Here is a 25,921-nt window from a genome sequence, read left to right as displayed (position 1 = left end):
CGAGACGACCGAACTCCGTCGCGGCGACGACGAACCGGACGCCGCCTGCACACACATTCCCGAGCTTCGTGGCCGGCGGCGACATACCTCGGATAAACCGCCCCTCACTACCATCGCCACCGTTTGGATCTTCCAACTCCGACGCTGGGACAGCGAAATGCCAGAGCTCCGCAGAAGGTGGCCGCCATCGTGACGGTGGCACCCTGCGGATCCGCCGCTCTGCCGCGCGGCGGAGAATCCGCTGACCCCATTCGGAAATTACGGTCAAGCCCGTTATATCAAAACTCCTTCAGGAGGTGCCCGTGCGGGCACGGATCACGGCCGTCGTCGCCGCGCTGTTATTGCTGATCCCGGTCCCGGCCGAAGCCGCCGCGCCACCCACCGGGTGCGGCTTCCAGAACCTCGACCCGCTGCCGCTCACCGGCGTGACCACCGCCGGCACGGCGCTCGACGGTGACCGCGTCTACTCGGTCACCTCCAGCGCCTCCGGACCCGCCGTCCTCGGCATCAGGAACGCCCGCGACGCATCGCTGATCGCCGAGCGCCCTCTGCCTCTGGCGCTCGGCTCCTGGGCCGTCACCGTGGCCCCCGACCACAGCGTCTACGTCGGCAGCTACAACTCCACCCCGGGCGCGATGGGCCGTCTGTTCCGCTACACCCCGGCCGACGACAAGGTGACCGAGCTGGGCATCCCCATCCCCACCGAGACCTACATCTGGACCGTCGCCGCCACCACGGGCGCCGTCTACGGCGGCACCTCCCCCAACGGAAAGCTCTTCCGCTACGACGTCGCCACCGGCCAGGTCAAGGACCTCGGCAGCCCCGTCCCCGGCGAGCAGTTCATCCGCGACCTGGCGATCGGCCGGGACGGTACCATCTACGCGGGCATGGGCTCGACGAGCATGAAGGTCGCCGTCCTGTCGCCCGGCGGCGAGCTCCAGCGGATCATCGAGCCGCCGTTCCAGGCCACCGGCTGGTCCTACGACGTCGACGTGGTGGGACGCTACCTGCTCGTCCGCTACTCCACCTCCTCCGGCACCAACCCGATGGGCATCTACGACCTGTCCGCTAACAAGTGGAAGCACGTGGTCGAGGACGTCGACAGCCTCACCCTCGGCGGCGGCGCGCTGGGCGGCAAGGTCTACCTCGTCCAGCACAGCGAGCTCGCCGTCCTCGACCTCAGGTCGGGCAAGACCAAGGCGCTCGGCTACACCGACTTCGGTGACGGCGCCGTCCGGCCCCTCGGCTGGATCGGCCACACCCTCGTGGGTACGACCGGCTTCGGCCTCATGTGGCACTACGACCGCAAGACAGGCGCCGGCAAGCTCTTCGAGAGCACGGTGACGAACCAGCGGGTCACCATCAGGTCGATGACCGTCGGACCCGAGGGGCACATCTACGGCGGCGGCTTCTTCACCGGCGGCCTGGCCTCCTTCGACCCCGCCACCGGGGAGAAAAGGTTCTGGCCCAATGTCGGCCAGAGCGAGGGCATGGTCACTCACAAGGGCAGGCTCTACCTCGGTGTCTATCCCGGTGCCCGTATCTACGCCTGGAACGGCACCTCCCCCGAGCTCCTGCTCTCCCTCGACGACCAGGAGCAGGACAGGCCCTTCGCGATGGCCTCGGCCGGCGACTGGCTGGCATTCGGCACCGTGCCCAAGTCGGGAACCGTCGGCGGCGCCCTCGGCCTGCTCAACCCCGACACCGGCGAGACCAGGATCAGGCGCAACATCATCCCCAACCACAGCATCCTCGGCCTGGCCTACCGCGACGGCATCCTGTACGGCGCCACCACGACCTTCGGCGGGGTCGGTTACCCGCTGGACACCGCCGCCAAGGTCTTCGCCTACGACATCGCCACCGACACGGTGAAGTGGGTGACCGCCCCCGTCGAGGGCGACCTGGCACTCGGCTCGATCACCTTCGACGACGAGGGCATGCTGTGGGGGCTCACCCCCGACGCGCTCTACGTGATCGACCCCGCCACCGGCCGGACGCTCCGGACCGCCAAGCACCAGACCTACCCCTGGGCGACCCAGACGCAGGTCTGGCTGGACACCTACATCGAGTTCCGCAACGGCCATCTGTGGGGCAAGGCGCAGGGCAGGGCCTACCGGATCGACCGGGCGACCATGGGGATGACACAGATCACGAGCCAGCGGATCGGGATCCTGATCAAGGGGTCCGACGGGCACATGTACCTGTCGCGCTTCGAGAACTTCTACACCTACAGGATCTGCTAGTACTTCTGCACGCAAAGGTCTTCTGGCGGCAAAATGCTGGACGGGATCTCCGAAATCAGGATATTTGCGGAAGGTTCGCCATACCCGCTTAGTTGTCTCCTGTGTTGGCTCAAACAAGAAGTGTCGGACGGATGCCGGCACGCCATTCTCGGGGGGAATCATGACGATCAAGCAATACCTCGGGCTGCTGGGCTTCGGCGTGCCCTACGCCCCGTACCCGGACCCGAAGACGCCCAGCGGCGGCTCCGACAGCAGCCGGAGTTCGCGCCGCCGGAGACGCCGCCGCTGACGCCGCCACACCGGCGGACGACGTGACGGCGACCATGTGATCTGACACCCTCGGCCGCGAACCGCATGGCGGGTCGCGGCCGAGTGGCGGCCGGGCCGGGAACGATCACAAGGCCGTCACCCACGATGAGCAGGCGATCCAGCATGCAGCCACGGCAGGTCTGCCGTGCCTATCTCTGGCAGGGTGTGGCTGGGTCGCGAACCGGCCCCCAATATTGTGAGCCATGAACACGAGACGACGGCTCGGCGAGTTCCTGCAGACGAGGCGCTCCCAGTTGCGGCCCGAAGACGTAGGAGTCGCCACGTACGGTGGCCGGCGCCGGGTCCCCGGGTTACGCCGGGAGGAGCTGGCGCTGCTGGCCGGGGTGAGCGTGTCGTACTACTCGCGGCTGGAGCAGGGCCAGGCGCCCAACGCCTCGCCCGAGGTGCTGGACGCGCCGGCCCGGGCACTCCGCCTGAACGACGCGGAACGCCGGCACCTGCACGAACTGGCCACCGGCACCCGTCGCAGGGACCGTCGGCCCACCCCCGAACAGGTCGGCCCGGCGACGCGCCAACTGATCGCGGCACTGGGCGACGTGCCCGTGGTGGTGCTGGGCCGACGCAGCGACGTGCTGGCCTGGAACACGCCGGGACACTCCCTGTACGCCAGCTGCTCGGGGAGCTGACGGTCAGGAGCCCGGAGTTCGCCAGGATGTGGGCCGACCACCGGGTCAAGGCCGGCGGCGACGCGGTCTACGAGATGCGGCACCCGCTGGTGGGCGCCATGCAGGTGACCCAGCAGACGCTGCGGACCGCCGACGAGCAGAATGCTCACCCTCGCGGTCGCCGCCATGACAGCCGGGATCGGTCTGGTGACCGTACCGCCGTCGAACACCACCGCATCGTCCCCTGCGGCGGTGCCGTCCCGGATCGCGGCGCACTTCGACCTGACGAAGGGCCAACTGCCGGAGAACATCGCGCTCGGCCCGGACGGCACGGCCTACGTCACCTTCGCGACCGCCCGCCAGGTCGCCGCGATCAGCCCGGCCGGCGCCACCCGGATCCTGGCGACCCTCCCCGCGCCCGCCGACGGCGGCGCCGGCACCCCGGCCCTCGGGTTCGCGCTCACCACCGGCATCGTCCGCACGGCCGACGGCACGCTGTACTTCCTGTACGCCAGTGGCGACGCCGCGACCACCGGCCTCTACCGGCTGCGTCCCGGGCAGGAACCGCGGCGGATCGCGACGCTGCCGGCCGACGGACTGCCCAACGGCCTGGCGTACGACGAGCCGGCGAAGACCTTCTACCTCACCGACTCGGTTCTCGGCACCATCTCCGCCGTGCCCCTGACCGGCGGCCGCGCCCGGGTCTGGTCGTCGGCTCCGGAACTCGCCGCGACCGAATTCCTCGGCGCCAACGGCATCAAGGTACGGCACGGCGCGATCTGGGCCACCAACCTCGACCGCGGAACCCTGCTACGCATCCCGCTGCGGCCCGTCCGGGTCAAGGCCGCCGGGCTGGCCGGCATCGACGACATCGCTTTCGCCGGAACCGGCGACGACCACGTCATCGCGACCCTCAACGCGCCGAACAAGGTCGTCCGCATCGACGCGGACGGCCACGCGAAGACGCTCCTGACGGCCGCCGCCGGACTGCAGAACCCGACCTCGGTGGTCGTACGCGACCGCACCGTCTACGTGCTCAGCGCCGCCTACACCACCGCCACCGACCCCAACCTGGTGCTGGCCACCCTGCCGCGCCGCTGACCCGCATCCCTGGAGGCGTACCGCCCGCCCTGGATCAGTTCACCCGGCGTCACCCTCGGCGTCGGCGGGCGGCCCGGCGTGCTTGTCCGGCACGACGACGAGGCTGACGATGCGACGGGTGCGGCCCTGATCCCCGGGGCGGCCGACTCGTGTGACGACCGCCTTCTCTATTTCCTCGATCATCTCGGCGAACTCGTCGTCGGACAGCCACACCGCCGCCTGCCGGTAGACCACCCCGTCGCCAAGGGGATCGGCGTCTTCGCGGGCGAGGTAGCGGTCGAAATCCGCCAGCAACGATGCGACGAACGTGGCGTACGCCCGTTGGTGGTCCTCCCGCGTCATGGCCGCCCGCGCCGCGGGGTCGACCACCGCCTCCTCCGCGCGGATCCGGTAACTGCGCACCACGATTCCGCGCACCCGTTCCTCGCTCGCCACATCCAGCACGCCCCCCTCGGTCAACAGGGCGATGTGCCGGTACATCGTCGCCGGCGGGATGTCGGGCAGCCGGTCACGGAGCTGCGCGGTGGTCAGCGGATCGGTGTCGAACAGCGCTTGCAGGATGCGCATCCGAACGGGGTGCAGGAGAAGGTCTGCCGTTGCCACGCGCTGATTCTCTCACATAGGATAATGTAACCAAATTCGATAACGTTCCCAAAAATGAGAGATACAGTGGGCCGCGGACGGCAGACCTCCACCCGTGCCCCCAGCCCGGGACACCTCTGCCGATGAGACGCGCCCGAATGCAGGTTTCGCCCACCCCCCGCGGAATGGATCATGAATCCCTCTCCTCGACTCCCGCGAAAGAGACAAGCGTGACCACCACAACCCCCGTTCCCCAGAAGAGTGGCCTTGTCCTTTTCTGGGCCGTCACATTCGCGACGACCTTTGCCTTCTGGTCCGTCGCGATCGCGCTCGGTGGATCGGTGATGAGTCCCCCCACCGTCATCCCCTACGTGCTCGGCGGCTTCGGCCCGGTGTTCGGCGCGATCGCGGTCCGCGTCCGCCGTGCCCGCCTCGGTCAACCCGTCCCCACGCATACGGTGAGGCTCCGACTGACCGTGCGGCTGCTCTGGGTGCTGCCCCTGCTGGTGCTGGCATCGGCGACCGTACTGGGAGCCGCGCTGCTCGCGGAACTCCTGGGTGGTCCCGCGATGAGCTTCACGGCTGGACAGAGTTTGATCGCGGCCGCGGGCGGACCCGTCCCCTTCTTCATCACCATGCTGGTCGCCGGTCCGTTGGCCGAGGAGCCCGGCTGGCGCGGCACGGCCTATCCCCGCCTGCGTGCGTCGATGAGCAGGCTGCGGGCCGGCCTGCTCATGGGCGCCGTCTGGGCGGTATGGCATCTGCCGCTGTTCTTCATCTCCGGCACCGTCCATTCCGCGTTCGGTCTGGTCAGTTGGAGCGGGCTGCTGTTCACGCTCAGCGTCATCCCGATGGCGCTGCTGACCTGTTACGCCTACGAGCGTGCCGGGGTCGCGGCGTCGATCGCGGTTCACTTGGGGGTCAACGCGACGATGGCGCTGCTGAGCGTCAATTCGCCCATCACGCAGGCGTCCATTCTGGTGGTGCAGTTCCTTGTCGCGATCGCGCTGCTTGCTCGGCAGCGCGAACGCCGGCCGGAACGACGGGTCGACATGGCCCATGGGTGAGCCTTGATCGGTTCACGGGGTGAGGTTGAGCGGCGTGGTGACCATCAGCGACCATTCGCCGTCCGAGAAGTACGAGCCGTTGCCGTCCGTCCAGACGATCACCGGCCGTCCCGCCCGGTCGAGCGTCATGGCCAGGCCGTCGCCCGGCCCGTTGCGCAGGCCGGCCACCGCGGTACGGGCGCAACGGCCGTCCGCGCAGGTGGCGAGCATGACGTACGGGCGGCCGACGTCCTGGTAGGCCACCAGGACGTGCCCCGCCCGATCGATCACCGGCACCGGCGGGGCGTACGACCCACCGGACAAAGTGACCGTGACGTGCCGCCCGCAGTCCCGGGTGCGGCAATCGAGATACCTGACCGCCGAATCCCGTATGTCCTGGTACGCCAGCACCGGCCGACCGTCCAGGCGCACCGCCACCGCCACGGCGTGGCGTGGGCCGTCGCGGGTCGGCTCGATCGTCCGGGGCGCCACCGGCCGGGTGACGTGCGGGCGCGCGCAGGCCGGATCCTCGCACGAGACCACGTGGACCGCGCCGGTCCTGCTGTCCATCCGCGCGACCACCGGACGGTCGTCAGCGCCGACCACGACGGACAGGGTCTGCGACTCGGGAGCGAAACCTCCCGAGGGGACCCGCGCCACCTCCCGGGTGACCGGGCGTGAACAGCCGGGGTCCGCGCAGAAGACCAAGGAGATCACGTCGTCGTACCGCCTGAGCCCTCGGCCGATCTCCACCTGCTCGGCGATGGCGACGACCAGCCCGCCGCCGGGTCGCGCGGACATTGCCAGCGACAAGCCACGGGCGAAGTCGTGCCGCGGGATGAGGGGACTGCCGTCCCGCGGCGGGACGCACCCCTCCCGGTCACAGATCAGCAGCCCGAGCCGCTCCCACGAGTCGAACCCGGCGTGGTGCCGCGTCCACGAGGTCAGCACCAGGCGGCCGTCCGGCAGCGCGGCCCCGACGGCCTCGACACCGAGGTCCTGGTCCGGGCCCGCCTGCGCTTCATGGAGGCGGGCCCGGCGACAGGCGGGGTCGGCGCACGCGAACATCGCCGACGGCGTGTCGGGTCCGCCGTGGACCAGCGCGACCATCCCCTTGCCCGGCCCCGGGTACAGGGCGCGCAGGTCTCCCCTGCGGAGCACCGGAGCTCCGATGCCGACGTCGAACGAGTCACGCCACGCGGCGGTGACGTCCGTCTCGCTGGTCTCCAGCCAGCCGAACGGGTTGACCGCCGCGACGCCGCCGTACACGAGGCCGGGCAGGACCAGCGCGGGCAGCACGAGCGGAAACCGGACCCGGCGGCGCGGGCCCGCCCCGGGCAGGTCCGCCAGGATCCGGCCGAACTCCTCGGCCGGGACCGGGGCCGGCCGCAGTGCCAGCCGGTGCAGGAACTGGCGGGTGACCACGCTCGCCTGGAAGGCCGTTCCGGCCAGCGCCAGTACGCCGCCCGCCAGGCCCGAGGCGTACATCAGCGCCGGACCGTGCAGCCCTGCCATGACCGCGTCCAGGACTTGGGAGACGACGCCCGGGATGACGTACACGCCGCAGGCGAGCGTGAAGGTGCTCGACGGCGCGTGCCCGACCACCAGGTCGTAGCCGCGTCCGACGGCGGCGGGAGCCGAGCGGCCCTCCAGGACGACGGCGGGCACGGCCAGCAGCGCCGGCATGGTGAACAACGCCAGCCCCACGAACACGAACACCGCCGGCGCCAAGCTCCCGGTCACCAGCAGCGCCCCGTACCCGGCCGCCACCACCAGCGCGAACACGGGCACGGCCAGCACCACGAGCGGCAACATGGAGGGCAGCCGCCGCAGGGCCACCCGCAACGCCCGCAGCGCGGGCACGGGCGGCCCGCCCGCCTGCAGCGCCGCCGCGATCACCACGGTCGCGGGGAACACCACAGCCTGCGCCACGACGAACGCCACCAGCACCGCCGCGCTCCAGACGAGCAGGTGGCGCGGCTCGGCCCCATAGATCTCCAGCTCGTCGTTCCGCACCACGGCCGAGTCGCTGAGCAGCGGCAGCAGCGCCGACGCGGCGATCAGGGCCAGCGGCACGAACACCACCGCGGCCGGCGCCACCAGCGGCACCAGGTGCCTGGCAGCGTCGAGATAGGCGCGCACGACGACGAACGGCCGCCGCAGCCGCACCAGGGCATCCACGATCTCCACGGGTCGCCACTGTCGCAGCCTTGGTGATCGTTCGCTGTTCACCGGAGGAAAAGGATCTGCCGCGTCACGGTCCCGCGCCCACGAAGGCCGGCGGGAAAAATGGTGCGCCGCGGCCAGAGGGCGCCGTAGGGTGCAGGAGGCAGTGACTGAGCGTCGCAGGATGGCCGGAAATCTGATCCGGTGGGGGTCGACTCTGCGAGAGCCGAATATTCACCCGTGCAGGTCGTGGCAGTACTGGGCCCTCTTGTTCTTCCGCCGCGCGCTCGCACGGCATGATGCCCGATCGTTTTGCTGCACTTGACCTACCTCACGATGACGACCACCTTTTCGCTCCCGCGACCGCTGCCCCGAACCGACCGTGACAAGGAGATCGAAATCGTGGTGTACGGCACCAGGTGACGGTGCTGCAGCGGCAGGTGACCAAGCCCGTGTTCACGCGGGCCGATCGGTTCCTCCTCGCTGGGCTAATTCACTGCCTGCCGACGGACAAACTCGCCAAGCGCGCGCCTCGCGAGCGTGGACGCCCACATACCGTCCGGTCCAACGGTGAGCTGGCCGCGCCCGGTATCAAGGTCGCCGCTTCCACCGTGTGGGAGATCCTCAAAGCGCACGACATCGACCCGTCTCCCGAGTGGACACCACAACCTGGCAACGTTCCTGCGCAGCCGGGCAGGCGCCCTGCTCGCGTGCGACCTCTTCAAGGTCCGCACCCTCACCGGCACGCGCCTAGACGTTCTGGCCGTCATCGAGCACGCCACCCGACGTATCCGCGTCCGCGGCGTCACCGCCCATCCCACCGGCCAATGGGCAGCCCAGCTCGACCCCAACCTCGCCATGGACCTGCAGGATGTGGGCACCACCACCAGATTCCTCATCCTGACCTGGCCGGATGTCTAATCGGCACCCGCAAACCAGGGCTGTGACCTGGACCGTTGATCGGTGCCTACGACGCTCGCCTGCGCGGCGGCTTACCTCGGAGGGCGGAAGGTCAGAACATCACGGCGCGCCGGGCGATCACCAGCCACACCGCGAGCGGCGGGCCGAGCACCGCCATCAGCACGTACAGGTTGAAGCGTTCCTCATTGTCATCGGAGATGGACTTCTCGCGAGACCACGTGTAGGCCGTGAACCCGGTTGACGCGCTGCTGATCAGGAGCACCACCGCCATGAACCATAGGTTGACAGACAGCTGCACGCGTTCCATGGGCGTCGTGTAGCCCTTGGCCAGGTCGTCGTACTCGAAAATCCAACCAAGGGCGGACAGGATCATCAGACCCCCGACCCACGGCGCGATGTAGGGCAGCAAGCCAGGGACGATGGCGCGCACGTAGTCCTCAACCGGGGCGCCGGGTGGCGAGGAGGGGTGCGCTTCCTCTACCTGCGCATCTCCGACCTGCGGATCGGGGCACGGATGGGACTCTGGCACGTGGCGCTGTTGGGGCGCTTCGGGCGTCGGTTCGGCGGGGGCGCCGTGTGGCGGCTGCCCAGAACCGGGGGAAGGCACCGGCCCGGCGCTCGTGGCTCGCGGAGGCGACGGAGGAGGCGACGCGTTCTCGGCCAAGCCCGTCTGTTGAGGCATCGCCTGACTGCGTGAATGACGTAGCTGCAGCCAGGCGAGGCAGACCTGTGCAACGCCGATTGCGATCGTGACAACGAAACTGATCACGCTTAAGTCCACCGTGCCAGCGTGCCGTCGATGATCGGGGCTTCGCAAGCGGCACGGTTTGACGTGGAACGAGCCGACATCCACGAGAGCCCTACCCCTTGACCCCCGCAGCCAGTTGGGGCCGCGTCCTGACCGCCTGGACGATGCGGCTTGGCGGCGCAGCAGGGCTTCCCTACCCGAGTCAGGGGGTGAAGATCTTCTTGGGACCTTCTCGAGCCGCGCACCACGAAGCAACGTGGGCGCCCACCCACGGTCCGCTCCATCCGCGCTCTCGTCCTGCGCCTGGTTCGAGAGAACCCCAGCTCGGGATATCGGCGGATCCACGGAGAGCTCCCCACGCTCGGCATCGAGATCGATTTCATCGCGACCATCACCATGAACGGGCAACGCCAGTACGTCCTAGCGGGGATCGAGCACGCCACCAGGCGGGTCCGCGTGTTGGGGGCCACCGCTCACCCCACCGCAAACTGGGCAGCCAGGCGACAAAGAACTTGATGATGGACCCTGGACGATGCGGACTGCCGGGCACGCCATCTGATCCGCGATCGGGATGGGAAGTTCCCCGCCCTCATGGACGAGATCCCCGCCGAACCCGGCATCAAGACCGCGCGCACCGGCATCCGAATGCCTTACATGAACTCGGTCATGGAACGGTGGGCGCTGTCATGCCGCCACGAACTCCTCGACCGCTGCCTCCTGTAGAACGAACACCACCTACGGCACGCCCTGCGCGAGTACGAACGCTTCTACAATCAGAACCGCGCGTCAAAGGTCTAAACCAAGCCGCCCCGTCCCGGACCCGATCACAGACCCCAAGCGAGTCACCGACCAGAACATACACCGAAGAGACCGGCTCGGCAGAGTTCGCCACGAGTACTCACATGCAGCTTGAACTGCACGGATGGAATTTTCGGCGGGCGCACAGGCACCGTGCTTCACTGGACGTCTCCGGTGTGATGCGCTGAGCTCATCGCCATCTGGAGGTGGACAATGAACATCCCACACGCCCAAATTCAGCTCTCGTAGCAAGACCGGCGGCAAGGAACTGGGCGAACAGACGTACTGCAGTGTGGGCTACTTTGCTCAAGGCCCCGCCTGCTCACCGGCCAAGGGGGTTCGTGAGAAACATCATCTGGTCAGCGACGATCGCAGCACTGATTCTCGTCCGCACCGCCTGCCGGCCACGCCCTAGCCGATGGGTGGAGCTTGAGAACCGCACGGGTGAAACCGTGTCCGTGAAATGGCTCAGCGATACGAACTACGGTCGACAGGTTCCATCCGGAGAGTCGACGCGGATTGTGGTCGTGTCCGGAGCCTGCCTCCATGCGGGAGCCGAAGACGTGATCGTGGCCGAAACGCCCGGCGAGTGCTGATCTCGCGGTCAATGAATGGGCTGAACGGCCGGCCGGATGTCCTATGCCGGCCGGCCGTTCGGTTCTCAGCTGACGACCCGCAATTCCAGGAGGGTCTCTCGGCAGTTGTCGGGATAATCCTGGTGACTCTCGTCACAGGTGGTATCCGTACGTCCGAACTGCTCGCTCTCGTCCCGTTCGACGAGCTTGGTTCGCTCCACGCCGGACGACACGTTCACGACTGTCGCGTCCACGTCATGGCCGGCCCCTGGCGAGCGGCTGTCTCCCTGAACCTCGTAGACGTTCGGGATCCGGATCTTCACCCACCCTGCGGAGCCGAGGACCTTGAAGCAGACCGCCGTCACGCCGAGATGCGGCTCGCCGATCTCGGTCTGGCCGTTCAGCAAGCCCGGGAACACCTTGATCACGCCGACCCCGTTCTCCGTGGACGCCGTGCACGAGACCCAGATGATCCCGCCGTTCCCGGAGATCAGCTCGAAGTTCTGCGCCTCGGCCTCGTCCGTGCCCCAATCGTCCTGGCCGGAGGTGCCCGCGAATTCGTGCGGGAAGTTCACGGGATAGTCGAAACGCTCCACGATGGAGTCCGGGCCGATGACGGGCGACACGGTGACCGGAACCACCCGTACAGGCGGAAGAGCCCGTCCCGCGAAATAGGTGATCTGGTCGCCTGGCCGGTAGAGGAACAGATGGCTCTGCCCGCCTGTACTCCTGTAGTCGAAGGCGATGATGCGGTCCTTCGCCAATTCCAGGTCGTAGCCGCCGATGCCGGTCGAGCTGTGGAACACCGCCGTGAACGAATTGCCCGCGCCGTGTTGCAGAATCCAGGCCGTCTTCCCGCCCGGACGGTAAAGCAGCAGGTGATCCAGCTTCCCCGAATGCTCGTAGTCGAAGGCGATGATCTGATCCGCCGTGCTCTTCAGGTCATAGCCGCCGATGCCGGCCGCGCTGTTGAAGACGGCTCTGAACGTGTTTCCCGCGCCGTGCTCGAGAACCCAGGCCGTCTGCCCGCCCGGACGATAGAGCACCAGGTGATCCTGCTTACCCGAACTCGTGTAGTCGAAGGCGATGATGCGGTCTCGGGCATCTTTCAGGTTGTAGCCACCGATCCCACCGTCGGCCGTGGCAAAGACCGGCGTGAACGTGGCGCCACCGCTGTGCTGGAGAATGTGGGCCATCCCGGTCCCCGGACGATACAACAGCAGATCATCCAGCTTCCCCGAATGCTCGTAGTCGAAGGCGATGATCTGGTCCTCCGCGGCCTTCAGGTCATAGCCGCCGATGCCGGTCGAGCTGTGGAACACGGCTCTGAACGTGTTTCCCGCCCCGTGCTCGAGAACCCAGGCCGTCTGCCCGCCCGGACGATAGAGCAGCAGATGATCCTGCTTACCCGAGCCCGTGTAGTCGAAGGCGATGATGCGGTCCCGGGCATCTTTCAGGTCATAGCCACCGATACCGGAGGTCGAGGAATAGACCGGAGCGTAGGTGCCGTCCGTGTTCCGCTTGACGATGAAGACGATCTGCGAGCCCGGACGGTAGAGGACCAGATGGTCCAGCTTTCCCGAATGCTCGTAGTCGAACGCCACCACCTGATCACGGTTGTCAGCCAGGTCATAACCACCGATACCGTTCAGAGTGGATCCGTACCGGGTGAAGGACGTGGTGGGCTCGACCGCGACCGTGCCGAACCAGCTCGCCAGGTCGTCCACCCGTACCGCGTCGCCGCCGCGCGCCCCGTTGTCGGCCGCACCGAGGCAGCCCCCCTTCCCCGCGCCGGAGCTGAGCCCGACGAGCTCCGCGCGACCCCCGCTCGTGCGGAGCACCGGCGCGCCCGCGTCACCCTGACAGGCGCTCACGTCGCTGCCGCTCGCTCCGGTCCAACCGAACGAGCCGGCGGCCACGGCCCCGGCCACCACCGGCGCGGCATGCAGCCGGTTGGGCGCCCACTGCTCAGCGGTCCGGCCATAGCCGGCGACCTGCAGCGCGTCTCCCGCGACGGGAACGGCGGAGCCGACCGCCACAGGCGTGATGCCGACAGCCCGCAACGACAGCTTGACCAGCACGACATCCCGGTCGCGGTGCGGGTGGATCCACTCCACGGGCAGCACCCGCCCGCCCGATCCGGACAGGTCCGTCCTGCCGACCGTCACCGTCGTCGCGGTCCTCGGCGGCCCACTCCCGACGGACTGCCCCTGAGAGGCGAAACAACTGGCGGCGGTGAGCACCCACTGCGGGCTGACCAAGGCTCCGGTGCAGCCGTGAGTCTCGCCCACGTTCACCTTCGCCACGAAGCCCAATGTGCCGGCGGCCACCGGGCTTCCGCCCTTCACCGCCTGGGCCGGCATCGCCCCTGCCCAGAGCACTACCGAGGAGACAACCATCAATAACGAGAGGGTTGTGATGTGTAATGACCGGATGATTCGCTGGAGGTTCACGGCATGATTGTGAAGATCACGCCTTCTGCGGACCAGGGCGTAGCCCGGACATATGGCGGACATATGCTCAGCGGAGTCACCTGACGGCGATTCGCTGAGCCCTGCGCAACCGGCTGATCTTCATCGAGCACGGCACCCGGAAACCACACCTACCCGGAGTGACCGCGTACCCGACCGGAGCCTGGACGGCGCAGCGGGCCCGCAACCCGGTCCGCGAGCGCGTCATCGGCACCCTGCGCCGCGAACTCCTGGACCGCGTCCTGGCCGCCTTCCACCGCGCCGGTGAGCAGGGGATGAGGCCGCGTCGCGGTAGGGTTCTGGCGGAGTTTCTTCGAGGTGGACGGCACGTGTGAGTAAGGCTAATGAGCTGATCGGCGCGGCGATGGAGGCCCTTGCCCGCGAGGATGAGGCGGCCTTCGACTCCGCCGCCGCCTTCCTGGCCGACCGCGACGACGCCGATCGTGTGCTGGTGGAGGTCGTGACCCAGGCGATCTCGGGGTTGTGGCGCCACGGCTGGCAGCCCGCCGACGTGGTCAGGATCGCGGCCAGGCGGCTGACCGACTGGCACGGGCGGGCGGCGGCCGACCTCATCGCCTGGGAGATGCGGGCCTACGCGCCGGCCACGGTGGATGAGCGCTGGCGCGACCAACTCGCCGGCCTGGAGGCCGCGGTGTGGTGGAAGGGCGGCTACCTGGCGGCGCGGCAGGCGAGCGACGGGGCCGGCCGGCTGGTGACCGTCTCCGGTGTGCTGGAGCTGCTGGGGTTGCTGACCGGGCTGCCGCGGCTGGAGTCGCTGAGCCCGCGGCCCGGGGCCGCCCGCCGTACGGTCCGGGCACGCCCGCACGCGGTCGGCGAGAAGACGCTCACGCGGGTACGGGCGCTGCTCGCCAAGGCGGAGTCGACGACGTACGAGGCGGAGGCGGAGACGTTCACGTCGGCGGCGCAGAGCCTGATGACGAAGTACAGCATCGACGCGGCGATGCTGGCCGCGCAGCCGGGCGGAGGCGAGGCCCCGGCGGGCATCCGGGTCGGCATCGACGCGCCGTACGAGCAGCCCAAGGCCGTGCTGCTCGACCTCATCGCCGAGGCCAACAGGTGCCGGGTGATCTGGTCGAAGGAACTGGGGTTCGCCACCGTGCTGGGGTTCGGGGCGGACCTGTCCTGGGTGGAGGTGCTGTTCACCTCGCTGCTGGTGCAGGCGCAGACCGCGCTGGTGAACTCGGGCACCAAGAAGCACGGCGCCGGCCGGTCGAGGAACAAGACGTTCCGCCAGTCGTTCCTGTCGGCGTTCGCCTCCAGGATCGGGGAGCGGCTCGCCGAGGCCACGGCGGATGCGGTCTCGCAGGAGAGCGCCGGCCGGGGCACCGACCTGGTGCCGGTGCTGGCGGCCCGCGAACAGGAGGTGGAGCAGGCGGTCGAGCGCATGTTCCCGAACCTGGTCTCGCACGCGATCCGCACGTCCTGGGACCGGGAGGGCTGGGCGGCCGGCCGTACCGCAGCCGATCAGGCCAGCCTCGGAGCGCGAGACCGATAGCGCCTGAGTGCTTGAGAGGTGGCGCGTTTGGCAAGCGGAAGCCCTTCTCGGCGACGCCGCCGACGAGTTCGGCCACCTTCTCGCCGCCTTTACCGTACTCGCGCTCCATCGGAGACCAGGCTGGGCCGGCATCGCGCGGTCGTCGCGGTCTGCGTCGCGGACATCGGGCACGCCGCGCTGACGACCGGCGTACCGGAAAATTCTTCGAAGAAGTCCGGGAGACGGTGTCGGATCGGGGCGGTGGTGTTCGTAGCAGGGGTGAGACCGCCCGCAAAGGGGGCGGCGCCGAGGCAAAGGACCCGCGATCATGAAGCCGGCTGCGCGCACAAGTACGTCGCCTCGACCACGCTCACCGCGTCGCGTTGGGAGGACACGACCGTTCTCCGCGGTGACCTCGCGGCGGCCATCAGTGAGCTCAAGGCCAAAGCCCGGGGGTGAGCCGCAGGTGCACGGCAGTGGCATCCTGATCCCGGTGGCTGCTGGAGAACGAGATGGTCCTGATCGTGATCCCGATGATCCTCGGCCAGGGCGCGAGACCGTTCCCGCAGACCGGTACGCGACGGCCTGAAGTCCCTGGACACCGAACCACACAGGAGATGATCTTGAGATGCGATACCTGGTTTCTGTGATCGATGACAAGAGCAATCCGGGCAGCACGGACAGGCAGCCGGCCATCAGCGCGTTCAACGAACGACTGATCGCCGAGGGCTACTGGGTTTTCGCGGGCGGACTCGCGGACACCGACGCGGCCACGGTCGTCGACAACCGGGGCGAGGAGGCGGTGTTCAGCGACGGGCCTTTCGTGGAGTCGAAGGAGTACCTCGCCGGCGTCTGGGTGTGGGAGGCCCCCGATCTGGACGTGGCGCTCAAGCTCGCCGCCGAGGCGTCGAAGGCCTGCGATCGGAAGATCGAGGTGCGGCCGTTCCAGTGAGCGACGTCGAGAAGGCGATCACCCGGGCCCACCACGACGAGTGGGCGCGGGTGGTGGCCGCCCTGACCAGGCGCTTCGGTGACCTCGGCATCGCCGAGGAGGCAGCGGCCGAGGCGTTCACGACCGCCGTCGAGCGGTGGCGGGCCGATGGCGTACCGCCCAACCCGGGCGCGTGGCTGACCACCACCGCCAACCGCAAGGCCATCGACCGGCTCCGGCGCGAGAACAAACGCGACGACAAGCACAAGGAGGCTCAGATGCTGCACGACAACACCCCACCCGAGCCGCTGGGCGCCATCGACGACGACCGGCTCCGGCTGATCTTCACCTGCTGTCACCCGGCGCTGGCGGTGGAAGCGCGCGTGGCGTTGACGCTGCGCATGGTCGGCGGTCTGACCGTGCCCGAGATCGCCCGTGCCTTCCTGGTGCAGGGGACCACCATGGAGCAGCGCATCACCCGCGCGAAGGCCAAGATCAGGGCGGCTCGCATCCCCTATCGGATGCCGTCCGCCGACGATCTGCCGGCTCGTGTCTCCGGCGTCCTGGCCGTGCTGTTCCTCGTCTTCAACGAGGGCTACCTGGCCAGCGGCCCCGACACCGATCCCGTACGGCACGACCTGACCACCGAGGCGATCCGGCTCACCCGCCTGATCCGCGCGCTCCTGCCGCAGGACGGAGAAGCGGCCGGCCTGCTGGCGCTGATGCTGCTCATCGAGGCCCGCCGCCCCGCCCGGGTCTCGGCCGGCGGCGAACTGGTCGCGCTCGACGAGCAGGACCGCGGCGCGTGGGACGCGGAACTGATCGCCGAAGGTCATCGCCTGGTACGCGAGCGCCTGGCCGCTGCCGCTGCCGGAGTGGCTCCGGGCCGCTATCAGATCCTCGCCGCGATCAACGCGGTGCACACCTCCGCCCGCGACATCCGCGACACCGACTGGTCGCAGATCCTCGCCCTCTACGACCAGCTCGTCCGCCTCGACACCTCGCCGATCATCGCCCTCAACCGGGCCGTCGCCGTGGCCGAACTCGACGGGCCGGAGGTGGCACTGGCCATCGTCGACCGCCTCGCCGAGGCGCTGGCCGGCTATCACGCCTACCACGCCACCCGCGCCGACCTGCTGCGCCGGCTGGGCCACAGCCAGCAGTCACGCGCAGCCTACGACCGGGCCATCGAGCTGGCCGGCAACACCGGCGAGACCGCCTACCTCACCCGCCGCCGCGACCAACTGCAGTAGCGCCCGCGGTTGACCTGACACAGCGGTCAAAGGCGACGCTGCACTATTGGCATGTTCAGACGCCAGCCTTCTCGTCGAACAATGGCGCGGCCTTCGTTCCAGCAGCCCCAACCACAGATCCGGCGGGCCAACGACGGCTCGCCCGTCAGGCAGTCGCAGTCCCGCCATGGCGCACGAATATGCCACGGCCTCGCCCTGGTAGAGGTATTCGGCGAGAACCTCGTCGGCCGACAGGTGTCCGCCGGCGTCGCCGGTGGCGGGCGATCAGGATCGGCGACTCCAGCGTCCCGCCCCTGGACGGAGGCCTCTGCGCTGCAAGTGATTCGAGTTCTTGAGTCTCACGCCGCTGTGTGACACCTGTGGTGGGGGTTGCCCTGAACCCGGGGCAATGTCATCCTGGATCAAGGTCATCCTGGGCCAAGGGCGCGCAGGCACTACGTGCCTCCATTGGCAAGAAGAGGGAATGAGCATGGAAAAGAAGATCGTTGACAACGATCCACAGAGCCCCGACGCCGATGCTTTTCAGATCTTTCCCCACGTGAAGAGGCTCTCAGCGCATTCCAAGGGAAACAACAGCGACGAAACGGCGACCCACGAATAGCCTTCCCTGGCATGGACACGGCTCCCCGCAGATGTGACTGCGAGGGGCCGTTTTTCTATGCCGCAGCGACCTGATTGAGGAGAGGCGATGCGAGTCACCCTTGTTTCCATGCCCTGGGCGTCGATCGACGCGCCATCCCTCGCGCTGGGAATTCTCACCTCGCGGCTTCGCGAGACCCTGCCCGAGGTCGATGTGGAGACGCACTACGTCAACATCGCATGCGCCGAGTGGATGCGGAGCACGCTGCCCGGATCAAGCGGCGACGACTACGATTTCTTTGCGCTGAGAAGCTATTTCAAGGGCTGTGGCGACTGGGTGTTCTCTTCGGCGCTGCACGGCACGCGTGAATGGAACGTCGAGAGCTTCGCCGAGCAGATGAACGGAAAGATCTCCCCCAGAGACTACGACATCTGCATGCGCCTTCATGCCGGCGCTCCGGAATTCATCGACGCCCAGGCCGCATCGATTTCGGCCACCAAGCCCGACCTGGTCTGTTTCACCTCGACGGTTCAGCAGAATGTGGCGTCGCTGGCGTTGGCACGTCGGCTGAAAGAGATCCTGCCGAACGTCCGTTGCGTCATGGGCGGCGCCAACTGCGACGGAGACCAGGGCGCAGGGTTTCACCGCATGTTCGAGCAGATGGACTTCGTCGTGCGCGGCGAGGGCGAGCGGAGCTTCCCGGAGCTCGTACGCCGCCTCATGACCGACGCGGATCTCACGGACATCCCCGGGCTCTGCTGGCGAAAGGGCGGAGAGTCGGTCGCCAATCCCATGTCAGACCGCCTGCTGACGCCGGCGGAGATTCCGGCTCCCGACTATGACGCCTACTTCTCGCGGATCGAGACCACCAGCGTAGCGTCGTGGTTCGAGCCACGGCTGGTGCTCGAGTCCGCCCGCGGGTGCTGGTGGGGAGAGAAGCACCATTGCACGTTCTGCGGGCTCAACGGCTCGATGATGACCTTCCGCAGCAAGCCTCCCGAAGTGTTCACCCGCGAGTTGGAGGACCTGGCACGCCGGCACAAGGTCATGGACTTCCTCGTAGTCGACAACATCCTGGACATGAAGTATCTGAACACCGCCGTACGCGAAATAGCGGAACGAGGTCACGACTTCCGCATCCATTACGAGATCAAGTCGAACATGAAGTTCCACCAACTGGAGCAGCTCCGCGACGCGGGAATAGTGTCCATCCAGCCGGGAATCGAGAACCTGAACGCGACGGTGCTCCGCCTCATGGACAAGGGCGTCAGCGGGGTGCAGAACGTTCGTATGCTGCGGGACGCCGAGAGTCTCTGTGTCTCCGTGTCCTGGAACTATCTGTTCGGTTTTCCAGGTGAATCAGCGGATCACTATCTCCCGGTCATCGCCCAGCTTCCGCGTCTGCACCACCTGCAACCGCCAGGAGGTGCGTCACGCATCGCCCTTGAGCGTTTCAGTCCCTATTTCGACCGGCCTGAGCTCGGGTTCGCGGCCCGGCGACCACACCGCCAGTACACGATGATCTATGACCTCCCGGAGTCGGACCTCCATGACATCGCCTACCTCTTCGACACGCCTGACAAGGGAATCGAAAGCACGGTGGTCGAGGCCCTCGAAGAGGCTCTCGTCGTGTGGGCCCAACAGCACCACTCCAGCACCTTGACCCATCAGGACGTCGGCGAGGCCATTCTCCTCACGAACACCAGGCCGGGGTTCGACTGGCACCAGGTCGAGCTCCGAGCACCCGAAGAGGTCCTGCTCTTCCGCATGCTCGACCAGCCGCGCACGGAGGCCGCGCTGCGTACCGCGCTGGGCGACGCCGGCGCGACGGTCAGCAAGATCCTTACGGAATGGCAACGCCTCGGCTTGGTCTTCACCGACGAAGGGCGCCATGTTCATGTCGCCACCACCGCCGAGAACCAGCAGCTCTGCCGCATCACCCGGCACGCCGAGGAGGCCGTCGCATGATGGACGCGCGCACAACCGACGTGTCCGCACCGCAGCGAGCGGACCGCGCCGACCGGCTGAAGGTCCGGGTGCGGGACGCCGTCCCGTTCCCTGCCGGGCACCTCTATCGCTCCGGGGTCCGTACCGTGGAGCTCGACGAGCCTGTCGACCTTGCCGCGCCCTCGTCAACGGATTGCCAGAGGCTGGACATCGTGCGGTTGGCGACCGCCCGCGGTATGCGCGTGATCTGGGAGCTCGGCGCCACGTCCCCGTCCATCGACACGAACGAGCTGAGTCACCTCCACCCGCCGCGCCGAATCGGCGGCGACCCTGAGGGCACCAGGAAGATCGCAACCTGGTGGGAAGGGTTCTACCTCGGGCGTTGCTGCTGGCGGCAGGGGCCGGGGTTCCTGCAGATACGTGACCGGCGGGATCGCCGGCTGGTCAAGTACACGCTGACCGAACCGGATCTGATGGCCGCTCTGCACGAACTCGATCAGGGGAATCACCACGTGTCCGCCGAGGCTGTCAGGCCGCTGCTGGAGGAGCGGCTCGTCCTGGCGATGGGCGACCTGTTCTGGCTGGCCCCATACCGCATGGTCCGCTGGCCAGACCCGTCGATGACGGTGTGAACCGGCGCTCCTCCCGTGCTCGCTGCTTGCGACCCCCTGGGCGACGATGATGGTCACGGCAAGGCATGGTCAGAATGATCGCAAACCGCGTACGGCGATCTCGGCGGCTCGGCGCATCGAGGCGATCTGTTCCTCCTCCGACTGGCCCAGCTCGTGGCCGGCAAGGCCGGCGGCCTGAACGGCCCCCATCATGCTGCCGACGGCTGCGGCGGCGCTGATCGGGTCGAGCTGGTCGGGGAACGAGGTGAGGAGTGCCTGGGCGATCTCGTGTTGCAGGTCGGTCAGGATGTTCATGGCCCTGGTCTGGAGGGCGGGCACGGTGGTGACCAGCCGAAAGTAGATCTCCGCCAGCTCGGGCTGATCTGCCATCGGGCCTTCGACCAGATAACTCGCGATGGCCCGGTCGAAGATTCTGAGCAGCAGGTCGGCGACGCTTTCGTGCCGCGTACGAGCGGCGAGCAGTTGCGAGGCCACCGTTACGTACTGCTCCATCCCGGCGAACACCACGTCCGCCTTGCTCGGGAAGTAGTTGAAGAACGTCTTCCTCGCCACGTCGGCCGCGGAGGCGATCTGCTCGATGGTGGTCTGTTCGTAGCCCTGCTCGTCGAACAGCCTGAAGGCCGTCGTGACGAGGAGCTGCTTGGTGTGGCGTTTCTTGCGCTCGCGGTGGCTCTCCATGAGACGATCTTACACTGGCGTAAATTTACACTGTTGTATTTTTGCAGACCATGCTGCTATACCTGCCCGCATGGCCGAACCCAGCGCCCTGCGCCGCGTGCTGCCCGCTCTCGGGCTCTACTTCCTCTCGCCGCTCGTCGCCGAGTTCCTGCTCGGCAACATCCCGATCACCGCGATTGCCGCCTACCTGGCCGTGTCCACCATGTACGGCGGCGGCGCCCTCCTCGTCCGCGAACTCGCACGACGAGCCGGCTACGGCTGGCCCTCCATGATCACGTTCGCGCTCGCCTTCGGCGTGATCGAGGAGAGCTTCGCCACGATGACCCTGTTCAACCCGAACTGGGAACATCGGCACCAGCTCGACTACGGCTATCTGCCCGCCCTCGGCATCAGCCCGCCCTGGACGTTATTCGTGCTCGCCCTGCACACCGTCTGGAGCATCAGCGTCCCCATCGCGATCGCGGAGACGCTGGCCCGCTCGCGGCGCACCACGCCATGGCTGGGGAAGGCCGGCCTCGCGGTAGCGGCCACGCTGTTCGTGCTCGGCCTCCTTACCGTCCTCGCCAGCTCCGTCACCAGGGGCAACTTCGTCGCCTCTCCGGCGCAGTACGGCGGCGCGGGACTGGCCGTCGTCGCCATCATCGCCGTCGGCATGATCCTGGGCCGCCGCGAAGCCACCGCCCCCTCGGCATCCACCGCATCCGCACGCCGCGCACCGAACCCGTGGCTGGTCGGAACCGCCTCCCTGGCAGCGGGTTCGGCCTTCATGCTCCTGTACGCCACAGACCCGCGCGGCCTGTCGCCATGGCTGACCGGCCTCGACGTCCCGCCATGGACGGCCACGGTGCTCTATCTCGCCCTGTTCACCGCTCTCGCCGTCGCGACAAGCCGGTGGTCACGCCGGACAGGCTGGTCGGACGCCCATCGCCTGGCACTCGCCGGCGGGGCGCTGCTGACCTACGCCTGGCACGCCTTCCCCTGGGAACCCATCACGACATCCCCCGTCAGCAACGCCACCGACCTGACCAGCAACGCCGTCCTGGCGACAGCCACCATCGCGCTACTCACCGTCGCCGCACTCCGTCTCCCGCGAAGATGATCCACCCCGGGAACCACCATCACCGGGCGAGCCGCGCTCTCGGAGCGGTGAGCGTATGTGCCGGAGCAGCGCCGTCAGGATGGTGAGCGGCGGCGGTGAAAGGCTCAGGGGCACACCTTCCGGTACGGCTCTTCGGGCAGGTACTGGGCCCACTGCTCCCGGCTCAGCGGGCCGGCGATCTCGCACAGGTCTCCGGCCGGGTCGGCGGGGGCGGTCACGTCCCACAACCGCACCGCAGGGTCGTTGCCCGCAGCGGCTGCTACGCGCCCGTCCGGGCTGAAGGCCACCGCGTGAATCACCCCGGTTCCGACGGTCAGCGGGTCGCCCAGCGGACGGCGGGTGGCCACATCCCACAACCGCACCGTTCCGTCCGCTCCGGCGCTGGCCAGGGCGCCGCCGGAGCGGCTGAAGGCCAGCGCGAAGACCTGGCCGGTGTGACCGGTCAGCGGGGAGCCGACCGGGTGCCGGGTGGCCACGTCCCAGAACCGTACCGACTGATCGGCTCCGGCGCTGGCCAGCGTGCGCCCGTCCGGGCCGAACGCCACCACCTCCACCGCGTCGGTGTGACCGGCCAGCGGAGCACCGAGCGGGCGCCGGGTGGCCACGTCCCACAACCGCACCATCCCGTCGCCCCCCGCGCTGGCCAGCGTGCGTCCATCCGGGCTGAACGCCACGCCCTTGACCGCGTCGGTGTGACCGGCCAGCGGAGCACCGAGCGGGCGCCGGGTGGCCACGTCCCACAACCGCACCATGCCGTCGCCCCCGGCGCCGGCCAGCGTGCGCCCGTCCGGGCTCAGCGCCGTCCCCCAGAGCACCACGTCGGCGGGTCCGGAGAGGGTGCCGCCGATCTGGCGGCGGGCGCTCGCGTCCCACAACCGCACCGTGCCGAAGAGCTCGGCGGTGACCAGGGTGCGGCCGTCCGGGCCGAACGCCACGCTCTCCACTCCGCCACCGCCGGCCAGCGAAGCTCCGGAGGGGCGGCGGGTGATCGCGTCCCACAGCCGCACCGTGTCACCGCCGGCGGCGGCCACGGTACGACCGTCCGGGCTGAACGCCACAGCCTGGACCTCCCTGGTGTGACCGGCGAGCGGGCCACCCGCAGGGCGGCGGGTGACCGTGTCCCACAGCCGGATCGTGCCGTCGAAGCCGGCGCTGGCCAGCGTGCGCCCGTCGGGCGCGAAGGCCAGGCCCTCGATCCTGTCGGCGTGGCCGGTCAGCGGGGCGCCGAGCGGGCGGCCGATGGTGGCGTCCCACAGCCGGACCGTCCCGTCGTAACCGGCGCTGGCCAGGGTGCGCCCGTCGGAGGCGAAGGCCACCGCGGTGACGTTGCCCGTGTGGCCGGTCAGCGGAGCACCGAGCGGGCGGCGGGTGGCCACGTTCCACAGCCGGACCGTCCCGTCGAAGCCGGCGCCGGCCAGGGTACGCCCGTCCGGGCTGAACGCGACCGCGCTGACCCAGTCACCATGACCGGTGAGCGGCGCGCCGAGCGGACGGCGGCCGGCGACGCTCCACAACCGGACCGTCCCGTCGCCACCCGCGCTCGCCAGGGTACGCCCGTCCGGGCTGAACGCGACCGCGTCGACCCAGTCACCATGACCGGTGAGCGGCGCGCCGAGCGGACGGCGGCCGGCGACGCTCCACAGCCGGACCGTCCCGTCGTGACCGGCGCTGGCCAGGGTGCGGCCGTCCGGGCTGAACGCCACCCTTCTGACGCCGGAGGTGTGGCCGGTCAGCGGCGCGCCGATGCGGCGCCGGGTGGCCGCGTTCCACAACCGGATCGTCCGGTCGTCTCCGGCGGTCGCCAGCACGCTCCCGTCCGGGCTGAAGGCCGCTGCGCGCACCCACTCGGTGTGGCCGGTCAGCGGGGCGCCGAGCGGGCGGCGGGTGGCCACGTCCCATAACCGGACGGTCTCGCCGGAGCCCGCACTGGCCACCGTACGCCCGTCCGGGCCGAACGCCACGGCGCTGAGATCGCCGCCGTGGTCGAGCACCTGGCGGGCGGGGTGGCGCAGGGCGTCGAGCAGGCCGCGCCCGGCCTCGGCGGTGGGGGCGATCCGGTACGCGGCGACGGCGAGGCGGTGCGCGGTGACCGGATCGGCGGTCAGCAGCACCTCGCTCTGTGCCGCGAGCTGGCGGGACAGCGCGGTCAGCTCGCCCGACCTGGCCAGCCGCCGCTGCTCGTCGGCGTCCCGGCGTAGCACCTCGGCCAGCACGCCGAACGCCAGCGCCACGACGAGCAGCACCGCCAGCGCCATGGTGGTCATGGCCCGCCGCCGGGCCCGGCGGCCAGCCAGCGACACGCTCGCGTCCAGGAAGGCCCGCTCGGCCGCGTTGAGCTGGAGCTGCCGGCGGCCGGTGGCGGCCCACCGCAGGGCCGTGTCCAGCGCCGTGCCGCCGAGCAGGTCCGCGTCCCGGTGGCCGCCGCCGGCCCACTCCCGTGCGGCCACCCGCAGCCGCTGGTGCAGCGCCCGGCCCGGCCGGTCCGCCTCCAGCCAGTCCCGCAGCCGCGGCCAGGCGTACAGCAGGGCGGCGTTGGCGAGCTCGGCCGTGCCGCTCGCCCGGGTGATCAGGCCGGCGGCGGCGAGCCGGGTCAGCGCCGTCTCCAGTGCCGCCGGGCTCTCCTCGCCGGACAGCTCGGCCTCGTCGACGGTGTGCAACACCTCGCCCGGCCCGGCCATCCGCAGCAGGAGCTGGGCGACGATCCGCTGTTCCGCGGCCGGTAGGGCGCCGTAGACCTCCTCGGCCACCTGCCCCAGCGCGGGCTCCTGGCCGGCGAGGGCGCCCGGCGGGCGTACCGACGCCGCCGCCCGGCCACCGTGCCGCAGCATGCTCTCGACCTCGGTGTCACCGGCCCGGCCGACCAGCGACAGCAGCAGATCGGGGGCGGACGGCCGCTGGGCGGGATCCTTGCTCAGCGCGGCGGCGACCAGCGGGCGCAGCGTCGCGGGCAGCATGCTCAGGTCGGCTTCGGAGGTCAGGATCTGGTGTACGGTCGCGGCCAGATGGTCACGCTGGAACGCGGCCCTGCCCGTCGCGGCGAACACCATCACCGCTCCCCAGGCGTACACGTCCGCCGCCGGCTCGGCGCGCTCGCCGGAGAACACCTCCGGCGCCATGTACGCCGGAGTGCCGATCAGCCCGCCGTCGGTGACCGAGCCCTCGATCACCCGGGCGATGCCGAAGTCGATCACCCTCGGGCCGTCCTGACCGAGCAGCACGTTGTCCGGTTTCAGATCGCGATGCACGACCCCGGCCCGGTGAATCGCGACCAGCGCCGTGGCCACCCCGGCGGCCAGCCGGTGCAACGCGTCCCCCTGGTACGGCCCCGCCCGCTCGACCGCCGCCCGCAGGCTCGGCCCCCCGATGAACTCGCTCACGATGTACGGCGGCGAGCCCTCCAGGTCCACGGCCACGATCCTGGCCGTGCAGAACGAGGCCACCCGCCGCGCGGCCGCCACCTCCTTGGCCGGCGGCCGTCCCAGCCCGTCGGCCGTGCGCAGCGCCTTCACCGCGACCCGGGTGCCCTGCCGGTCGTACGCCTCGTACACCACGCCCTGGCCACCGCTGCCCAGCCGCCCGGCCAGGGCGTACTCCCCCAGGCGCAACGGATCACCGGCGACCAGCGGTGTACGGCCCATGACGCCTCCCGTGCGCGTTCTACCTTGCTGAGACAGCGACTCCCCGCACAAGGTTCATCGTCGGACCACGCCGATGGGATCA

21 protein-coding genes and 1 pseudogene are annotated in these 25,921 nt (G+C 69.2%); 16 read left to right on the top strand and 6 right to left on the bottom strand.

What is annotated here, in order from left to right; translation table 11 throughout:
• Positions 1-302: 302 nt before the first annotated feature.
• From AB0I15_RS42430 to AB0I15_RS42410, 5 genes and pseudogenes are all read left to right on the top strand, one after another.
• A complete protein-coding gene (locus AB0I15_RS42430; protein ID WP_358109296.1) occupies positions 303-2,243 on the top strand; it encodes a hypothetical protein in 1,941 nt (646 codons plus the stop codon).
• 160 nt (positions 2,244-2,403) lie between these two features.
• Positions 2,404-2,532 (top strand): hypothetical protein, encoded by a 129-nt coding sequence (locus tag AB0I15_RS42425; protein ID WP_358109294.1) that lies wholly within the window; start codon positions 2,404-2,406, stop codon positions 2,530-2,532.
• A gap of 223 nt (positions 2,533-2,755) precedes the next feature.
• Positions 2,756-3,199, top strand: coding sequence for a helix-turn-helix domain-containing protein (locus AB0I15_RS42420; protein ID WP_358109291.1), 444 nt, complete (start codon positions 2,756-2,758; stop codon positions 3,197-3,199).
• A gap of 26 nt (positions 3,200-3,225) precedes the next feature.
• Positions 3,226-3,282, top strand: a pseudogene (locus tag AB0I15_RS42415) (hypothetical protein); the annotation flags it as partial.
• A 58-nt stretch (positions 3,283-3,340) separates the two neighbouring features.
• Positions 3,341-4,279, top strand: coding sequence for a hypothetical protein (locus AB0I15_RS42410; RefSeq protein WP_358109288.1), 939 nt, complete (start codon positions 3,341-3,343; stop codon positions 4,277-4,279).
• Between the two features lie 39 nt (positions 4,280-4,318).
• On the opposite strand, the gene AB0I15_RS42405 is transcribed toward AB0I15_RS42410, so the two are convergent.
• On the bottom strand, positions 4,319-4,882 hold the full coding sequence (locus tag AB0I15_RS42405) for a helix-turn-helix domain-containing protein (protein ID WP_358109284.1): 564 nt from the start codon (positions 4,880-4,882) through the stop codon (positions 4,319-4,321).
• 209 nt (positions 4,883-5,091) lie between these two features.
• Here AB0I15_RS42405 and AB0I15_RS42400 point away from each other — a divergent pair, with 209 nt between their 5' ends.
• Entirely contained in the window at positions 5,092-5,928 is an 837-nt protein-coding gene (locus tag AB0I15_RS42400; protein ID WP_358109281.1) for a CPBP family intramembrane glutamic endopeptidase, read from the top strand.
• A gap of 12 nt (positions 5,929-5,940) precedes the next feature.
• On the opposite strand, the gene AB0I15_RS42395 is transcribed toward AB0I15_RS42400, so the two are convergent.
• On the bottom strand, positions 5,941-8,097 hold the full coding sequence (locus tag AB0I15_RS42395; protein ID WP_358109278.1) for a hypothetical protein: 2,157 nt from the start codon (positions 8,095-8,097) through the stop codon (positions 5,941-5,943).
• A 988-nt stretch (positions 8,098-9,085) separates the two neighbouring features.
• Entirely contained in the window at positions 9,086-9,424 is a 339-nt protein-coding gene (locus AB0I15_RS42390) for a hypothetical protein (RefSeq protein WP_358109275.1), read from the bottom strand.
• A 909-nt stretch (positions 9,425-10,333) separates the two neighbouring features.
• Between AB0I15_RS42390 and AB0I15_RS42385 the strand changes: the two genes are divergently transcribed.
• A complete protein-coding gene (locus AB0I15_RS42385; RefSeq protein ID WP_358109273.1) occupies positions 10,334-10,465 on the top strand; it encodes a hypothetical protein in 132 nt (43 codons plus the stop codon).
• Between the two features lie 416 nt (positions 10,466-10,881).
• Positions 10,882-11,136, top strand: coding sequence for a hypothetical protein (locus AB0I15_RS42380; RefSeq protein WP_358109270.1), 255 nt, complete (start codon positions 10,882-10,884; stop codon positions 11,134-11,136).
• A 65-nt stretch (positions 11,137-11,201) separates the two neighbouring features.
• Here the strand turns inward: AB0I15_RS42380 and AB0I15_RS42375 are convergent, their stop codons facing one another.
• Positions 11,202-13,568 carry a S1 family peptidase gene (locus tag AB0I15_RS42375; protein WP_358109267.1) on the bottom strand — a complete coding sequence of 789 codons (2,367 nt, stop codon included), beginning with the start codon at positions 13,566-13,568 and terminating at the stop codon, positions 11,202-11,204.
• A gap of 158 nt (positions 13,569-13,726) precedes the next feature.
• Between AB0I15_RS42375 and AB0I15_RS42370 the strand changes: the two genes are divergently transcribed.
• From AB0I15_RS42370 to AB0I15_RS42340, 7 genes are all read left to right on the top strand, one after another.
• Positions 13,727-13,921: a hypothetical protein gene (locus AB0I15_RS42370; protein ID WP_358109264.1), complete on the top strand. Its 195-nt coding sequence runs from the start codon at positions 13,727-13,729 to the stop codon at positions 13,919-13,921.
• Positions 13,918-15,102, top strand: coding sequence for a DUF2786 domain-containing protein (locus AB0I15_RS42365; protein WP_358109261.1), 1,185 nt, complete (start codon positions 13,918-13,920; stop codon positions 15,100-15,102). Before AB0I15_RS42370 ends, AB0I15_RS42365 begins: the two co-directional genes overlap by 4 nt.
• A 607-nt stretch (positions 15,103-15,709) precedes the next feature.
• Complete coding sequence (locus AB0I15_RS42360; protein ID WP_358109258.1) at positions 15,710-16,033, top strand: YciI family protein; 324 nt, start codon at positions 15,710-15,712, stop codon at positions 16,031-16,033.
• The gene (locus tag AB0I15_RS42355) at positions 16,030-17,265 is read left to right on the top strand and encodes a DUF6596 domain-containing protein (protein ID WP_358109255.1); all 1,236 of its coding nucleotides are present in this window, start codon (positions 16,030-16,032) and stop codon (positions 17,263-17,265) included. The genes AB0I15_RS42360 and AB0I15_RS42355 overlap by 4 nt, the downstream gene beginning before the upstream one ends.
• A 469-nt stretch (positions 17,266-17,734) precedes the next feature.
• Positions 17,735-17,866, top strand: a complete 132-nt coding sequence (locus AB0I15_RS42350; protein WP_358109253.1) for a hypothetical protein — start codon at positions 17,735-17,737, stop codon at positions 17,864-17,866.
• Positions 17,867-17,953: 87 nt separating this feature from the next.
• Positions 17,954-19,813 (top strand): RiPP maturation radical SAM C-methyltransferase, encoded by a 1,860-nt coding sequence (locus AB0I15_RS42345; protein ID WP_358109250.1) that lies wholly within the window; start codon positions 17,954-17,956, stop codon positions 19,811-19,813.
• Entirely contained in the window at positions 19,810-20,424 is a 615-nt protein-coding gene (locus AB0I15_RS42340) for a DUF5825 family protein (protein ID WP_358109247.1), read from the top strand. Before AB0I15_RS42345 ends, AB0I15_RS42340 begins: the two co-directional genes overlap by 4 nt.
• A gap of 69 nt (positions 20,425-20,493) precedes the next feature.
• Here AB0I15_RS42340 and AB0I15_RS42335 read toward each other — a convergent pair whose 3' ends face one another.
• Positions 20,494-21,102: a TetR family transcriptional regulator gene (locus tag AB0I15_RS42335; RefSeq protein WP_358109245.1), complete on the bottom strand. Its 609-nt coding sequence runs from the start codon at positions 21,100-21,102 to the stop codon at positions 20,494-20,496.
• A gap of 70 nt (positions 21,103-21,172) precedes the next feature.
• Between AB0I15_RS42335 and AB0I15_RS42330 the strand changes: the two genes are divergently transcribed.
• Positions 21,173-22,201, top strand: coding sequence for a hypothetical protein (locus AB0I15_RS42330; protein ID WP_358109242.1), 1,029 nt, complete (start codon positions 21,173-21,175; stop codon positions 22,199-22,201).
• 104 nt (positions 22,202-22,305) lie between these two features.
• Here AB0I15_RS42330 and AB0I15_RS42325 read toward each other — a convergent pair whose 3' ends face one another.
• Entirely contained in the window at positions 22,306-25,839 is a 3,534-nt protein-coding gene (locus AB0I15_RS42325; protein WP_358109239.1) for a protein kinase, read from the bottom strand.
• Positions 25,840-25,921: the final 82 nt, after the last annotated feature.

The organism is Nonomuraea sp. NPDC050643 (assembly GCF_040654715.1).
GTDB lineage: Bacteria > Actinomycetota > Actinomycetes > Streptosporangiales > Streptosporangiaceae > Nonomuraea.
Note: the sequence above shows the minus strand (reverse complement) of the source record. Positions and strands in the feature narration are given on the sequence as shown.

Coding starts and splice junctions, on each gene's coding strand:
- AB0I15_RS42385 (WP_358109273.1), top strand. CDS start 10,334: ATGGACGAGATCCCCGCCGAACCCGGCATCAAGACCGCGCGCACCGGC.
- AB0I15_RS42350 (WP_358109253.1), top strand. CDS start 17,735: ATGGAAAAGAAGATCGTTGACAACGATCCACAGAGCCCCGACGCCGAT.
- AB0I15_RS42345 (WP_358109250.1), top strand. CDS start 17,954: ATGCGAGTCACCCTTGTTTCCATGCCCTGGGCGTCGATCGACGCGCCA.
- AB0I15_RS42335 (WP_358109245.1), bottom strand. CDS start 21,102: ATGGAGAGCCACCGCGAGCGCAAGAAACGCCACACCAAGCAGCTCCTC.
- AB0I15_RS42360 (WP_358109258.1), top strand. CDS start 15,710: ATGCGATACCTGGTTTCTGTGATCGATGACAAGAGCAATCCGGGCAGC.
- AB0I15_RS42325 (WP_358109239.1), bottom strand. CDS start 25,839: ATGGGCCGTACACCGCTGGTCGCCGGTGATCCGTTGCGCCTGGGGGAG.
- AB0I15_RS42425 (WP_358109294.1), top strand. CDS start 2,404: ATGACGATCAAGCAATACCTCGGGCTGCTGGGCTTCGGCGTGCCCTAC.
- AB0I15_RS42420 (WP_358109291.1), top strand. CDS start 2,756: ATGAACACGAGACGACGGCTCGGCGAGTTCCTGCAGACGAGGCGCTCC.
- AB0I15_RS42330 (WP_358109242.1), top strand. CDS start 21,173: ATGGCCGAACCCAGCGCCCTGCGCCGCGTGCTGCCCGCTCTCGGGCTC.
- AB0I15_RS42340 (WP_358109247.1), top strand. CDS start 19,810: ATGATGGACGCGCGCACAACCGACGTGTCCGCACCGCAGCGAGCGGAC.
- AB0I15_RS42410 (WP_358109288.1), top strand. CDS start 3,341: ATGCTCACCCTCGCGGTCGCCGCCATGACAGCCGGGATCGGTCTGGTG.